Below are 14,314 nucleotides of genomic sequence, written 5' to 3'. Positions count from 1 at the left end.
TCCAGGGTGATGAGAACGGAACGTCCGGCGCATGAAAAGTGCGGACGCTCCATATCATTGACTTATTGTGCATTCCCCTCCGTCTTGCGTCTAGCGGCGCCGCAAGGCGCCTCTAGTTCCGCAGCGGGGATTGCGCTCGGTCGAATTCCGAAGCGCGTCTTATCATCCGGCGCGCCGCAAGGAAAAAACGCTTATGTTCGATTCCGTTCCCCATAGTTTCTTCACTCTCGCCGCCGGTATTTTCGGCGCGGCGTGCGGCAGTTTTTTTCATGTCTGCGTCTGGCGCATTCCCCGCGAGGAATCGATCGTCTTTCCCGGCTCCCACTGCCCGCAGTGCGGAAACAGAATCGCCTGGTACGACAATATTCCTCTTCTCTCCTATCTTTTTCTCCTCGGCGCCTGCCGCCAATGTCAGGCGCGCATTCCCCTCCGCTACCCGATTTACGAATTAATGACGGCGCTTCTCTTTATGGGAATCGTCCATCATTGCCAAAACGTCTCCACGGCGCTTCTCTATCTTTTCCTCGTCTCTATTCTCATCGTCGCTAATGGCATCGATTGGGATCATCAATACATTCCCGATATTTTTTCCATCCCTATGATTCCTCTTTCCCTGATCGCCGCCGCCGCCGCGCAATGGGGCGGATTATTCCCCTCGGCATTGGTTCGGGATTTGACCCATTCCCTTCTAGGCGTCGCCGTGGGCGGCGGCGTTATCTGGTCTATCCGCTTTATTGGCTCTTGGGTTTTCCAGCAAGAGGCGATGGGATTCGGCGACGTCAAACTCATGGCTTTTCTCGGCGGCTTTCTTGGTTGGGACATATCCCTGCTTTGCATTTTTCTGGCCGCCTTTATCGGCTCCATCGCCGGGTTGGGTTTGAAGTTGTCCGGACGCATCGGAAAATACGGCCATATCCCCTTCGGTCCTTATCTTGCTTTCGGCGCCTATATTTGTTTGCTTTACGGTCCAGAGATCGTCCTTTGGTACGCTCAACCCTTTGCTTATTAATCGTTTGCTCGAACGATTTCGATGGCGCCGCTGGGGTTTCCTCTTTCCAGAATCCATATTAATCGGTATGATTGATAGCGGTTTTCCTCTGTCTCTTCGACAAAGAACTTGGGGTGACAGAAAACCGCAGGGCAGGCTTAAAGCGCAGCGCCGTCTGCCATTACATCGCAAAAATCGGTTTTTTTAGGAAAAAGAGAAGAAAGTCGATTATTTAGTTGATTTTCTTACAATTATTAGATTATAATTTAGACGCCTTATTGTCGAACGCTAACAATTCAATTGAAGTTATGAATGAATAATCGAATTATCGGTAATTTTATCTTATAATCGTAAGTGTTTGTGTTTTCAATAGTAGGGTTTAATAATAAAAAGATCGGCGGCGGCGAGAAGAGTCATGCGCCTACCCGCGAATTGGATTTGAATAATCCGTATGGGTCCTTCGTTTGCGAAGGCGAAAGAATCAGGGGGTTGACCATCTATGAATAGAGTGGTGGTAACCGTGAATAGCGCGGCTTCCGCGCTGCAATTATCCGGGATTGAATCCCTATTGCATCCTACTAGCATCGTCGATCCCAGCGTCGTCCTAGGCGAGCGCGTTGCAATTCACGCGAACGTCGTCATTGAACGCGGCGTTCGCATCGGTTCGGGAACTGTCATCCATGCCGGATGCTATATCGGCGAAGATTGCGTCATCGGTGAAGAGACGATCCTCCATCCCGCCGTCGTCCTGCGCGAAAAAACGCAGGTAGGCAGCCGCGTGCTCATTCAAAGCGGAGTCGTCATCGGCAGCGATGGCTTCGGCTACGCCAAAGAACCCAACGGCATGCACTGTAAAATTCCCCAGGTAGGCTATGTCGTCATCGAGGACGACGTGCGCATCGGCGCCAACGCCGCCATCGACCGCGCTACGCTCGGACGCACCACCATCGGCAAAGGCGCCGTCATCGGCAGCCTGGTTCAAGTCGGTCACAACGTCACTGTTGGCGAGGACTCCCTCATCGGCGACGGCGTCGGCATCTGCGGCAGCAGCAAAATCGGCGCTTTCGTTAAAATCGGCCCCGGCGTCGGCATGGTTGGCCATATCCGCATCGGCGACGGCGCCAGCGTGATGAACGGCTCCGGCATCAGTAAAGACGTCGCCGGCGGCGCCGTCATCGGCGGCTCCCCCGCTATGGACGCCGAATCCTTCCGCCACTACCGGGAAAACATCGCCAAACTCCCCGAATACATCGAACGGCTCGCCGAATTGGAAAAGAAACTGAAAAAACGATAAGCATTTCCATTTCTCATAGTTATCAACTCAAACAGGTAGAGTGAAATTCCTGCCGAAGCGCTCAATCCTTTCTTTCGGCGCAGCCTTGTCGGAGGGAATTCCTCTATTTCAATCAATTCTCCATTCTTTTCTACAGAAATCGTTCCGAAATTCGAGCGGCTAAAAAAACATTGCGGCGCAGCCGTTTTGACATTAGAATGCGTTTATAAAGATTTGCCGCCGCAGATCGGCAATGCAAGAGAGAGGCTATCATGGCGCAAACTATTGAAAAAGAAAACTTAGCTGCTTATTGCGAAAAAATCCTGACCACCGGTGAACGAGTCTTTTTTCAGTATAAAGGCAATGAATTCGTCATCATGGAGATGGAGGATTACGAATACTTGGATGAGTTGGAGGACCAGAGGCTGAACCAACTTGCCGACGCCGCGCTGAAAGAACCGGGGGAGATTCCTTTTGAGGAGATCGAAAAGAAATACGGTTTTCAAGAATAAAGCCGATGTCTTATACCCTTATCATCAAGCCCGCTCCCGATCGCGTCCTGGAATCCATCGTGAAACCGTTGCGCAGCCGTATTTTAAAACGCATCGCTTCCCTCTCGAACAATCCCCGCCCCGCCGGCGTAAAAAAGTTAAAAGGAGTTGAAAATCGCTGGTCCCTTCGTATGGGCAATTTTCGCATCATTTACGAAATTCATGACGACCGGCTCGTGATCCTCGTCATCGATATCGACCATCGGCGGCAGGTTTACCGATGAAACCCTACCCAAACTGCGCCAGGGCGCGGTCGCGCATGGCTTCGAGACGATCGAAAAGGTCCGTTTGCATCCCTGCGATGACGCTGAAGCTGCGCTCGTCGAGAGAACGCACCCATTCACCAAGAGCATAGTGGCGCAGGGCGATCAAGCCTTCCCAGAAATCCATGTTTTCCAGCGAAGCGCCGGTTTGTTGGACGTAACGGGCTACGAAGCGGTTCGCCAGGGAACGGTCGCCCTTCTGCTGCAAGGCAAGGGAGGCGTAAGCCACGTCCCAGCGATGATCGCCGATGGCGGCGTGCTCCCAGTTCGTTACCGTGCGGACGCGGTTGTGAACGAGAAGCGTATTGTCCATTTCGAAGGTTCCGTGAAGAAGAACGGTGGAAGCGGCGCCGACCGTTTCGAAAGCCTTGCCGCAGACGCGCAGCGCTTTATCCAGATCGGAAATATTAAGGCTCGCGGAGCGGGAGCGCAGGGTTTTCAGCGCTTTGGGGACGTCAATCTTGGGAATCAAAGGATGTTGGGGAGAGACGGAAGCGTGGAGTTTCGCTAACTGGTCCGCGAGCGAATCCACGGTCTCCTCCTGGATGGCGCGTAGGCTGCCTTCCATCTCCCACCAGCGGCGCCCGTCGCCCGCGTCCATGATGAGGTAAGAGCGCCCGAAGGGCATTTTGCGGGTGCTGAAGCAATAGGGAAACGGGGCGGGATAGCCATGCTGATAGGCATGGCGCATAACGGAAAATTCCTTGGCGGTCTTGATGTCTTCCACGCCGCTCCAAAGGGAGAACATTCCGTAATGAAGCCGCAGAATCAGCCGGAATTCCGCATCGGGGGATTGCAGAAGAAAATCGTAATCCTGATGGGGAAAAATACGGTGCTGCTTTTGCGCAATGGAATGGACCGTCAGAGCCGGTTCCAAAGGGAAGACTTTCTTGCAAACCGTCAGGATCGCATCTTCCAACCAGTCGTAGGATTTCAGTTCCACCACTTTCAAGGCCGCTGCTTTTCGTTTCTATCTATAAGGTAATCCAACACAAAAACAGAGCGAAGTCGAGGGGGTTTTACGGCTTTGCAGCCGTTTTTTCGCATCCTCGGCATAACCATTATCGGAAACTCCGGCGGCGGCTAGAGAGGGGGGGATGAAAATGAGGCGATTATTTTAACGTTTAAGGGAATGATATGTTAGAATCGGATTCGAACTCATATATAAATTCATCGAGCATGGATAAGATTATTTTTGCAATGCTCCACGATGATTCCCCAACGTTCCGCTTCATCGAGAATGGGATAGACCAACTCTCCATGCTGATATTCATGAGGCAAACGGAGATAATTCCGGCTATTTAATTTTGGATGCGCCGCTGCGAGCGACTGATAAAAAGCCAGCCAGCCCTTCATAAGGCGTTGATTTCTGGAAGAAAGATTTCGAGGAATTTTCAAAGCCGAAATGACGATGGATTGGCATCCGCATTGCGCCGCCGCTTGGACTAAATAACGAAGATCCATTTCCGTCTGCGCGGGCAAAACATCGAAACCGGTTAATGCGGTTTCTCCAAAAATTTCCTTAGGCAGCGGATCGCGCGGAAAGAGGGGATCGATGCGGAAAGATATGGGTATGCCCTGCGAACGAAGCTTGTAAATCGCTTGCAACCGCATCGAGGAAGAGGGAACATTCGGTTCGTAAAAATGGCCCGCATTGGGATCTAGGATAGGGATCGATACCTGCACTGTCACTTTGTTCTTGATTTCCAAAAGAAGATCCAAATATTCGCGGCGGAGCAGTAACGCAGGATTGCGCGTAAGCATGCGGATAGGTTGAAATCGCCGATGTTCTCCCTGCGCCAATCGTTGCAGAAGATAAAACGTATTTTGATGCCGTTTTTCCAGCGTTTCTTGCAGCGCATCCGTGCTATTGCTGAAGTGCAAGGGAATGGCTGGCAAGTTCAATTCCTCCAGTTCGCGAAAATCCTTCTCTAGCCGCTCGGCGAATTTCTGCTTGGCGTGAGGCGCAATCAAGGGATTTTCGAAATAGGTCTGAATATAACAATAGGCGCATTGCAAAGCACATCCGACATAAGTATTGCAAGAGAATCGAATCCCGGCGGGAAAGACGGAACGCGGCGCAAAAGGATCGTAGAGCGCTAAAACGTGAGACCGAAGCGAGGGGCGTTTTTCTGGACGGTTGGGGAGAGTAAAAAAATAGGCAAACCATCTCTTTGCCAAATCGGCAGCCAATCCTTCAAACAAAGCAGGATCGTGAACGCAGCCTATCAGTTCATCCCATCGGCTTTGAATTTGAGCCAATCGATTATCGATTTGATTCATATAAAAATATCCACAAATTTATGCTAAAACATAAGTCCATAACCATAGAAGAATAAACGGATTATGGTTAATGAAACGATTTGGCATACATATTGCTTTATATAAGTTTAACCTAAACAAAAGGAGAATACCATTATGACGCATACTCTACAACCTGCTTGGATGAAAAGAAGCATTTGGTCCCTTTCGCCGGAAATATATCAACTCTATCAAAAATTCCGCTTAAATCAAACAGTTCCAGAATCGGCTAATAGCACCGATCCTCTTATCGAACGCGATGTTATGGAGATGTTTACATTTTATTGGCCTAGCCATATTTTGAAGATTCAACATGCCCTTTCTATGCTTTTTTCATCAAAGATAATGGTGGATATTTTTTCAAATAGCCATGAAATCAACATCATCGATATTGCAGTTGGCTCGGCGACAGGTTCTCTAGCCTTTACCGATTACATTTATCATTTTCCTCTCCAAATATGCAAGAACAAACCTATTCGAATCAATTATATTTTGACGGATATTTCCAGCGCATGCGTCAACATATCCCGCAAATTAATTAAAGAATATTATAGGACGATATGCGGTCAAAAAAATACTTCAACTCCAAATGCGGCTTTGGGAAAAATCCACAATATTATTCGTCCCTTTCCTGATTGTTGCGATGGCGTCTGCGAATCTATTTATGAATCGTCAAATTCCTTAAATTTATTTTTGATTTGCAACGCTCTCGATCTGCTTCTTCTAAGAAAGCATGGCGCCCCCAAAACATGGACCCAATACGAATTCGCCAAATATCGGGGAGGAGCCTTTCAACGGTTAGTAAAAGTCAGAGAAGGACTGAGAGCATTTTTCGAGACGGGAAGAATAAACAATCCTCTTGTTTTTATCCTGCAAGAAAAAAAATTTATGAATCTTGTCGATTTTTTATCTCCGAGCGACGAAATCCCTGTTTATCGACCGTTTATGATGCAAATGGGCTATCGTCCAGATAAACCCAATCGCCCTTTTCCGATTAATTATCAATTCTTGGCTTATCATTCATGCAATATGGAATATGAGGCTATTCCAATCGCCCGTTCTTTCGATGTTTTCATGAGTAACGAATCAGATATCGGCGATACGGAATTTTTCTCTACGCTGGTTTTCCAACACAACCAATACGATTGGAGCCAATATAATATTCCGAGTTAAGTTATAGGCGAAATTCTCAAAGGAAATTATTCACGCAAAGATTTCCAGCGCTTGGGGCAGGCAATCGATGCGTAAGGGACGGTTGGAAAAGAGTTCGCCGTCGACCATGTGGCAATCGATTTCGCCGATATGGATATCGATGCGGGAGGCGGAGACGACGGTTATCTTGGGATGGTTCAGATGTTGGCCGCTGGGATGCTTGAGGAAAAGTTTGAATAAATCCGAGGCGGGGGCGTCTTCTACATAAATCGCTTCGAAGCGTCCGTCGTCGACGCGGGAAGAGGGGGAAAGTCGGATGTCGTGGCCTGTGAACTGGGAATTGCAGACGGCGACGATGGGGCCATGTAATTCCAAGGGGGAAGCGCCGTCGAAGGCCAGTTGGATGGGATAAAGTTTCAGATGGGTGAGAAGATAAAGAAAAGCGGCGTTGTAAGCATGTTTGCCCATAATGCGAAAGCCGCCATGCCTCAACTTGCAGGCTTCGGCGAAGGTTCCGAAGGCGGCCATATTGTGAAAATAGACGCAGGAGGGATTCTCCCCGCCAGCGGGAGTAATTCGTCCAATGTCGGCCTTAATCGTTCTTTCGTTAAAAATCCGTTCGATTGATTCGCGCCAGCTGGAGACGCCGAAGTCGCGCATGAAGGAGTTGCCGGTGCCGAGGGGTATGATGCCCAAACGGACGGAACTGGCGCGGCCGCTGCGCATAATGCCGTTGATAACCTCGAAAGCCGTGCCGTCGCCGCCGCAAGAGAGGATAATCTCGGCCCCGGAGCGCGTAAGATTGTCCGCGATTTCGATGGCGTGCCTCGGATGCTCGGTAAAATAAAATTTGGCGGTTTTTTCCGCCTGGCGGAAAGCTTCACGGACGGCGCGCAGTTCGTCCATGATTTTTCCGCGTCTTGCTTGTGGATTGGCGATGAAATGGTAGACCGTATCCATAAAAAACGTCAATCTTGGGGAGGATAAATGGTTTTTTCCCACTCGAACTGCCGCTTCAGTCCTTCATCCAGAGCCACCTTGGGTTGAAAGCCGAGATATTGACGCGCTCTTTCCGTATCGGCCCAAGTGTCGCGGACATCGCCGTAGATGGCGGGGCGACAGTCCAAATCAGCTTTTTGACCTGAGATTCTTTCCAAGATAGCAATAGCGTCCCGCAACGATTGGCGGCTGCCTCCGCCAATATTAAAGATTTCGCCCGCAACGGGCTTGTCGGCGGCGGCGAGATTGGCGTCGACGATGTCGTCTACATAAGTAAAGTCGCGCGTTTGGCAGCCATCGCCATGAAGGATAATAGGAGCATTCTGCAAAAGCGCCTTAATGAAGATATGAAACGCCATGTCGGGACGCTGGCGGGGGCCGTAAACGGTGAAGTAGCGCAGCGAGACGATGGAGACGCCATAATTGGCGTGATAGAGCATGCATAGATGCTCGGCGGCGAGTTTAGTGGTTCCATAAGGCGAAAAGGGGCGAGGCAAATCGCTTTCCGAAACCGGAAGCCGTTCGACGTTGCCATAGATGGATGAAGAGGAGGAGAAAACCACTTTCGTATGGCCGCCATTGGATTTGACGGCTTCCAGAAGGCGTTGAGTGGCGAGGATATTGTTGCGGACGTATTCGTCGAATTGTCCGCCCCAGCTGCCGCGTACTCCCGGCTGGCCGGCAGTGTGAAATACACAATCAACCGGGGAAAGCAAATTCTTCAAGTCTAAAGCGAGAAGGTCGCCTTCAACCAGCGTAAAATTGGGACGGGCCATCAACGCCGCTAGATTGGCGCGTTTTCGCTGTTCGGCATAATAGGACGTAAAACAATCGACGCCGATGACGGAATCGCCTCTCTCGGCCAGCCGTTCGCATAATTGGCTGCCGATGAATCCCGCACAGCCGGTGACTAATGCCTTCATGCTATTTTTTCCCAATCCTTATTTCGAAAAAAAAATCTGGATGCGAATGGAAAACGTTTATGAGGCGGGTCAAGGGAAGCAAGTTCCACTGGACCGTTATGTTCGCCGTACTTTATACCAATTCGCCCTTCAATTCACCCCGCATAAATCATTGCGAAAAAAAAAGCCCATAACGAAGCGAAGCGGCGCCGGGACACGGCGCCGCTTCTACTCACATCGTCCTCAACTCTGGAAAGGAGAGCTCGAGCCAACGCTCGAGATCGCGAGAGTAATAACCAGAGACATTATAACAAATTTCGGTCAATAATTCAATAACTTAAGTAAAATTTGCTAGGAGGGCGAATATTGAGTTCGAAACTGCGAGAGATTCGCCTTTCTCCTTAAATTATTTGTAGATGCGTCCCAGTATTTCGACGATAGCGGTTCTCAGTTCCACTGGATCGACGGCGCCGAGATGTTTGAAAACAACTTCACCGCCGGGACGAATCAACAACGTAAAGGGAATGGATCCTTCCCATCCGTTGCCCACTCCCTCGATAAGTTTATCCGGGTCTTCGCCGTCAACTAAAATATAGTTTTTACTGGAGGCTTCCTTCTTTTTGAGGAAAGACAGGCTCTTTTCCTTGTCCTCGATGTCGTTGAGGCTGATGGAAATCATCTCGAAATCGCGGTGGCGGTACATGCGGTTGGTTTCGACGAGGTCGGGAAATTCCACAACGCAGGGCGGGCACCAGGTAGCCCAAAAATTAACGAGCCGCAGTTTTGGAGAATCGTTTTTCATCAATTCCAGAATTTGGGGAGTGGAGATGGAATCGATGGATACTTCTTCGGCGGCCCAACGTTCCAGGGCTTTTTTCACGTCATCGCGCTTCTCGGACCATTTGATGGAGCATCCCATGCGGCGGGTGGTTTCTTCGGGAACCGGTTTGCCTGCCAGCAGGGCGTCGAGGGCGTTGCGCACGTAAGGCGCGTCAGCCTTCTCCACTTTTTCCGAATTATCGACGCCGCCGGAATAGCGCAGTTTGCGTTCCTTATCGAAGATAAAAACGTGAGGCGTAGCCGTGGGGCCGTAAGCGCGGGAAACATCCTGTTTTTCGCCGTCGAAGAGATAAGGGAAATTAAACTGGCGCTGCTCGGCGCGAATTTTCATCTCCGGCAGAGTATCGCTGAGATCGGTATAGCCCAGCTCGTCCAAGCGCAGGGCTTTGGGATCGTTGGGAGAAATGGCGACGAAGGCGACGGCTTTGTCCTTGTAATCGGCCACGATCTTTATTATCCGTTCTTCATAGGCCTGGGCGGTGGGGCAGTGGTTACAAGTGAAAATAACGACGAGAATAGCGGCATCCTTGAAGTCTTTCAGCGCATAATCGCGTCCATCGGCGCCGGGAAGTTTGAAATCGGGCGCCTTGTCGCCGATTTTCATTTCGTTGACCTTTTTGATTTCCGCGCCAAGAGCGGGAAGAGCGAGAACAAAGGCGAAGAGAAAAAGTAAACAAGCCGTTTTTTTCATTAGATCAGCCTCGCGATAGAATTTGGTTTTCATGATGCCGGCCGCGATGCAAGGAACTTCATCCTACCGAATAACCGACGAAAAGTCAAAACGTTTCGGCAATGGTTTCCTGCGCTTTTTTATCCGCCTCTAAAACCGCCTCTTCTTGGGATTTTTTCCATGCGAGGAGTTCGGCGGTTAATTTTTCGTCAGATAGGGCCAGCATCTGCACGGCAAGGAGACCGGCGTTAAAGGCTCCATCGATGGCGACAGTCGCTACGGGAACGCCTTTGGGCATTTGAACGGTGGAAAAGAGGGCGTCCTGGCCATTAAGACCGCCGCTGGAGAGAGGTACGCCGATTACCGGCAAGTGGGTCTGCCCCGCCACGCATCCAGCCAGATGGGCGGCCAGACCGGCGCCGCAAATGAAAATGCGGACGCCGTTTTTAGGCGCCTCGCGGACATAACTCTCGACGACGGCAGGGGATCGGTGGGCGGACATAACCCTCGCTTCCCATGCGACGCCGAACTGTTTTAAAGCAATGGCGGCGCCTTTCATTTTAGGAAGATCGGAAGGACTGCCCATGAGAATAGATACTTTCATATTATTCCCCCTGTAAGCGCTTGTTGATAACTTGTTTTTTTCACAAATTCTTATAGTGGTTTTTCCCATAAGCGTGAAGTACGAGAAGCGGCATTGGCGGTTGATTTTTTTCTTACTTAACTGCATGGAACCGGGATATAAGTAATATTACTTATTGATTTTCAATCAGTTAAAAAAATATAATCACACTAATGGAAATCATGATCTTTAATAAAACAATAGTGGAAAGAGGTCATTCGAGAAAGAGATTTGTTTGATTTTAATCATAATAAGCCTGTGGATAAGTTGTTAATTTCTAAGGGAAAATCCATGAAATCTCTTAGATTCAGTCGAAATGAGATTACTGTAAGTGGATTTATCATTCCATGTTACGCATAGTGGGGATGAGGGCATGTCATCCGAAAAAGCAAGAAACGTTTTCAGCGAAGACGTCCGCGCATTCCAAAGCCCCGCAAAGGAATAGAACCGCCGCCGCAACTATGCTACTCTCCCGTTTAAAAATCGCGCAGAAACGCCTATTAAATAACGGTTGAGGAGGAAACTTATGATTGCGCCGGATGTACGCTTAGGCGAAAACGTTATTATCTACCATCCCGAACTGGTCAATCTTTACGGCTGCGTCATCGGCGACGGCTGCAAAATCGGCGCCTTCGTCGAAATCCGTAAAAAGGTCGCCATTGGCAAAAACGTCAAAATTCAGGCTTTCGCTTTCCTTCCCGAAATGGTAACCGTCGAGGATTACGTCTTCATCGGCCCGCATGTCTGCTTTACCAACGACAAATATCCCCGTTCCGTGAATCCCGACGGCAGCCTGATGACGGAAGAGGATTGGGAGCAGATACCCACTCTCGTTAAGCGCGGCGCATCCATCGGCGCCAACTCTACGATTTTATGCGGGATTACTATAGGAGAATGCGCTCTCGTCGGCGCGGGGGCGGTGGTGACGAAGGACGTCCCCGATTACGCCATCGTCTGCGGCTCCCCCGCCCGCATTGTAGGGGACGTAAGGGAGAAGATGGAGGGGTGATAAAAATAAACGCCCCATGCACAATAAATGATAAATCGGTGATAGGCTATATACAGCGAGCACTGGCTTGTTATGGCGGCGCTATCCGTAAGATTTAGGAGGGCGCTATGGCTGCCACGATAGTTTAAATGACAAAAAGCGAACTCAAAGAAATGATCGAAACCATCATCGAGCAATAGTTGATCGAGTTGCTCGGCGATCCCGACGAAGGATTGCCAATAAGAAAATCGGTTCGCGATCGGCTCTTGCGCCAGAAGCAAGCAGTAGCGGCAGGCGAGCGGGGAGAATGGGAATCCGTCAAAAATCCAAAACGGGAAATCAAAAAACTCAGCGAGTATGCGAGGAATACGCCCCACAAAAGTAATGGAAACCTAATCCAGAAAAAAGGGGCCGACAAGCGCATTGACTCGTATTGATTATTTCGTCAGCGATCTATAAAAAATCCGATTACTCGCCGCTTTGAGGTAAAAATATTGAACAAAACATTCGAGACAATCCTCCAGCTAATTGAAAGAGGAGATGTCAGAATATCGGATCACGGTTATAATGAGCTGAGAGCGGACAATATATCCGCCCGCGACGTCTTCTCTTCTGTCGTCGAAGGAATAGTTATTGAAGATTATCCCGACAATCGGAAAGGGCCTTGCGTCTTGGTTCTCCAAAAGGATCGCTTAGGCCAAGCTATTCATACCGTTTGGGGCATTCCGAAGGGTTTTTCGTTCCCGGCGGTTCTCATAACCGCCTATAAACCAGACCCCATTCGTTGGGAGGCCGATTTTCTACGGAGGAAGAAATGAACACTAGGCGTCATACGAAGATCGTCCATGAGGGCAAATACTTAGCGGAAGTGGACGTGAACCTGATATATACGGATGAAGAATGGTCTCCCTACCTTTCCTTGGAAGACGCATACAGACTCGATGATGTCAGAGAAGCCCTTCGGCAAGGGGATGTGATATCCGCCGCCAAGTTTGGACGAATTTATATGTTAACTCCTGTCGCCGTATAATTGCGCCGAATGTTATATCGTTTAGTGATGAAAGAAGACGTTGCTCATACAAGCTTATCATATTCAAACGACTATCCTTCAGAATGGCTTTATCAACCTGACGAATCTTCAGGTTCATGATGGGGAGACTGTAGAAGTTATCGTCTTAGCCCAACCGCCCCGCTCCATTCCAGCGTCTCGCTATCCTCTGCGCGGCGCGCCTCTAACATTCCTTAATTCCACGGAGCCGGTCGCGCAGGAGAATTGGGTAGTGGAGCATTGAAAAACAATGCCTGACGAAATCATGAAGGAACTTTGGAAAATCAAGGACGATATTGCGCAAGAACATGGGTATGATGTGGATGCGCTGATCGCGCATCTGCGGGAACGCCGAGGGGCCGACGATCGGCGGGTCGTGGACCTTAGCGCAAGAAAAAAAAGCCAACGGACAAACGAATTCTTTGGACCAAAACCGATAATATAAGATTTTTTTCGTGTTTCCTATCGGCGTTATTTAGATACATCTTATGTGGGTCCATCCCGTTCTGCCACAGCGTTGCCGTCGAGGCTTGATTCGCCGGGGTGGAACATCGATACTTTTCTGAAGTCTTACCCATTTCTAAACGATCCTATAGGAGGAAATCCATGAAAAAAAGCATGTTCATTGCATTATTGGCGGTTGCGGCGTTGGCTCCGGCTTTCGTTTCGGCGCAGGACAATCCCTTCATCGGGCGCTGGGCGTTGACGATTCCCGGCGGCGGCGCGGGCTATCTCAATATCTGGCAGGATAACGGCTACCTGGATGGCGACATTCTGTGGGGCGGCGGCAGCGTCGTTCCCGTTTCCAGCCTATGTCTGGACAACGACACGCTGGTCATTCAACGCATCAACGCCATTCAGCGCAAGATCAAAGATCCCGTTCGCAAGCTGGTATTAGGGAATCCCTTGCAACCGGACGAAAAAGGGGAATTCGCCATTACCCAACAAATAGCGGAAGAGATCATAGCCACGGTAAAAGGCGACGAGATGAGCTTGACGATTTATACGCCCCAACCGGACGGTAAAAAATACCGCAAATACACATTCAACGGTAAGCGCATCCCCGATCTGCCCCCGGCGCCGGACCTTTCCAAAATGAAATTCGGCGATCCGGTCGTCCTTCTGAAAACAGATACTCTGGAAGGATGGAAACTGCTGGAGCCGCGAAGCGCCAACGGTTGGAGCGTTAAGGATGGCGTCCTTACAAACAATCCTGTCCAGGAAAGAGGGAAGCCGCATGTCAGTTATGGCAACCTGCGCACGGAAGCCGAATTCGAAGATTTCAACCTGACGCTCGAAGTCAACATACCCAAGGGAAGCAACAGCGGCGTCTATCTTCGCGGCATTTATGAAGTCCAGGTGCAGGACGATTACGGCCGCGATCTTGACTCCCATCACATGGGCGCCATTTACAGCCGCATCCGTCCCACAGTCGCCGCTGAAAAGCCCGCTGGCGAATGGCAAAGCCTTGATATGACCTTATGCGATCGCCACGCCACGATCATCCTGAACGGCAAGATGATCATCGACAATCAACCCCTTCTCGGCTGCACCGGCGGGGCGATGACTTCCAATGAATTCGTTCCCGGGCCGATCTACTTGCAAGGCGATCATGGAACTGTTCAATACCGCAACATCGTATTGAAGCCCATCGTGAAATAGTCCTGGCATGGAAAAACTAATAGAATCCAAGGGCGGTTTTTGTTCGAACCGCCCT

Annotated in this window: 18 protein-coding genes; 12 read left to right on the top strand and 6 right to left on the bottom strand. The window is 49.9% G+C overall.

From position 1 onward, the window contains the following. Positions 1-193 precede the first annotated feature (193 nt). The 4 genes from AB1656_17175 to AB1656_17160 all read left to right on the top strand — a co-directional run bounded on the left by AB1656_17175 (position 194) and on the right by AB1656_17160 (position 3,036). On the top strand, positions 194-1,009 hold the full coding sequence (locus tag AB1656_17175; GenBank protein MEW6237118.1) for a prepilin peptidase: 816 nt from the start codon (positions 194-196) through the stop codon (positions 1,007-1,009). A 478-nt stretch (positions 1,010-1,487) separates the two neighbouring features. After that, positions 1,488-2,282, top strand: a complete 795-nt coding sequence (lpxD, locus tag AB1656_17170) for a UDP-3-O-(3-hydroxymyristoyl)glucosamine N-acyltransferase (protein MEW6237117.1) — start codon at positions 1,488-1,490, stop codon at positions 2,280-2,282. A 251-nt stretch (positions 2,283-2,533) separates the two neighbouring features. Beyond that, positions 2,534-2,773 carry a hypothetical protein gene (locus AB1656_17165; protein ID MEW6237116.1) on the top strand — a complete coding sequence of 80 codons (240 nt, stop codon included), beginning with the start codon at positions 2,534-2,536 and terminating at the stop codon, positions 2,771-2,773. A 5-nt stretch (positions 2,774-2,778) separates the two neighbouring features. Continuing rightward, on the top strand, positions 2,779-3,036 hold the full coding sequence (locus AB1656_17160) for a type II toxin-antitoxin system RelE/ParE family toxin (protein MEW6237115.1): 258 nt from the start codon (positions 2,779-2,781) through the stop codon (positions 3,034-3,036). A 4-nt stretch (positions 3,037-3,040) separates the two neighbouring features. Here the strand turns inward: AB1656_17160 and AB1656_17155 are convergent, their stop codons facing one another. Both AB1656_17155 and AB1656_17150 read right to left on the bottom strand, forming a co-directional pair. Continuing rightward, on the bottom strand, positions 3,041-4,021 hold the full coding sequence (locus AB1656_17155) for a phosphotransferase (GenBank protein MEW6237114.1): 981 nt from the start codon (positions 4,019-4,021) through the stop codon (positions 3,041-3,043). 224 nt (positions 4,022-4,245) lie between these two features. Beyond that, complete coding sequence (locus AB1656_17150; protein MEW6237113.1) at positions 4,246-5,358, bottom strand: radical SAM protein; 1,113 nt, start codon at positions 5,356-5,358, stop codon at positions 4,246-4,248. 135 nt (positions 5,359-5,493) lie between these two features. On the opposite strand from AB1656_17150, the gene AB1656_17145 reads away from it, so the two are divergent. Then, complete coding sequence (locus AB1656_17145; GenBank protein MEW6237112.1) at positions 5,494-6,549, top strand: hypothetical protein; 1,056 nt, start codon at positions 5,494-5,496, stop codon at positions 6,547-6,549. Positions 6,550-6,579: 30 nt separating this feature from the next. On the opposite strand, the gene AB1656_17140 is transcribed toward AB1656_17145, so the two are convergent. The 4 genes from AB1656_17140 to purE form a co-directional block, all read right to left on the bottom strand. Then, on the bottom strand, positions 6,580-7,488 hold the full coding sequence (locus AB1656_17140) for a YegS/Rv2252/BmrU family lipid kinase (protein MEW6237111.1): 909 nt from the start codon (positions 7,486-7,488) through the stop codon (positions 6,580-6,582). A gap of 8 nt (positions 7,489-7,496) precedes the next feature. Then, entirely contained in the window at positions 7,497-8,450 is a 954-nt protein-coding gene (locus tag AB1656_17135; GenBank protein MEW6237110.1) for an NAD-dependent epimerase/dehydratase family protein, read from the bottom strand. Positions 8,451-8,835: 385 nt separating this feature from the next. Continuing rightward, complete coding sequence (locus tag AB1656_17130; GenBank protein MEW6237109.1) at positions 8,836-9,960, bottom strand: redoxin domain-containing protein; 1,125 nt, start codon at positions 9,958-9,960, stop codon at positions 8,836-8,838. An 85-nt stretch (positions 9,961-10,045) separates the two neighbouring features. Beyond that, entirely contained in the window at positions 10,046-10,543 is a 498-nt protein-coding gene (gene purE, locus AB1656_17125; GenBank protein MEW6237108.1) for a 5-(carboxyamino)imidazole ribonucleotide mutase, read from the bottom strand. Positions 10,544-11,087: 544 nt separating this feature from the next. Between purE and AB1656_17120 the strand changes: the two genes are divergently transcribed. The 7 genes from AB1656_17120 (at position 11,088) to AB1656_17090 (ending at position 14,259) form a co-directional block, all read left to right on the top strand. Further along, complete coding sequence (locus AB1656_17120; GenBank protein ID MEW6237107.1) at positions 11,088-11,570, top strand: acyltransferase; 483 nt, start codon at positions 11,088-11,090, stop codon at positions 11,568-11,570. A 179-nt stretch (positions 11,571-11,749) separates the two neighbouring features. Then, on the top strand, positions 11,750-11,986 hold the full coding sequence (locus AB1656_17115; protein ID MEW6237106.1) for a hypothetical protein: 237 nt from the start codon (positions 11,750-11,752) through the stop codon (positions 11,984-11,986). 57 nt (positions 11,987-12,043) lie between these two features. Continuing rightward, positions 12,044-12,367, top strand: coding sequence for a DUF4258 domain-containing protein (locus AB1656_17110; GenBank protein ID MEW6237105.1), 324 nt, complete (start codon positions 12,044-12,046; stop codon positions 12,365-12,367). Further along, positions 12,364-12,579 carry a hypothetical protein gene (locus tag AB1656_17105; GenBank protein ID MEW6237104.1) on the top strand — a complete coding sequence of 72 codons (216 nt, stop codon included), beginning with the start codon at positions 12,364-12,366 and terminating at the stop codon, positions 12,577-12,579. The genes AB1656_17110 and AB1656_17105 overlap by 4 nt, the downstream gene beginning before the upstream one ends. A 40-nt stretch (positions 12,580-12,619) precedes the next feature. Then, positions 12,620-12,841: a hypothetical protein gene (locus AB1656_17100; GenBank protein ID MEW6237103.1), complete on the top strand. Its 222-nt coding sequence runs from the start codon at positions 12,620-12,622 to the stop codon at positions 12,839-12,841. A 6-nt stretch (positions 12,842-12,847) separates the two neighbouring features. Beyond that, entirely contained in the window at positions 12,848-13,042 is a 195-nt protein-coding gene (locus AB1656_17095) for a hypothetical protein (GenBank protein MEW6237102.1), read from the top strand. A gap of 161 nt (positions 13,043-13,203) precedes the next feature. Further along, on the top strand, positions 13,204-14,259 hold the full coding sequence (locus AB1656_17090; protein MEW6237101.1) for a DUF1080 domain-containing protein: 1,056 nt from the start codon (positions 13,204-13,206) through the stop codon (positions 14,257-14,259). The last annotated feature ends 55 nt before the right edge of the window (positions 14,260-14,314 follow it).

The organism is Candidatus Omnitrophota bacterium (assembly GCA_040755155.1).
Taxonomy (GTDB): domain Bacteria; phylum Hinthialibacterota; class Hinthialibacteria; order Hinthialibacterales; family Hinthialibacteraceae; genus JBFMBP01.
This window is presented reverse-complemented; position numbering and strand designations above follow the sequence as displayed.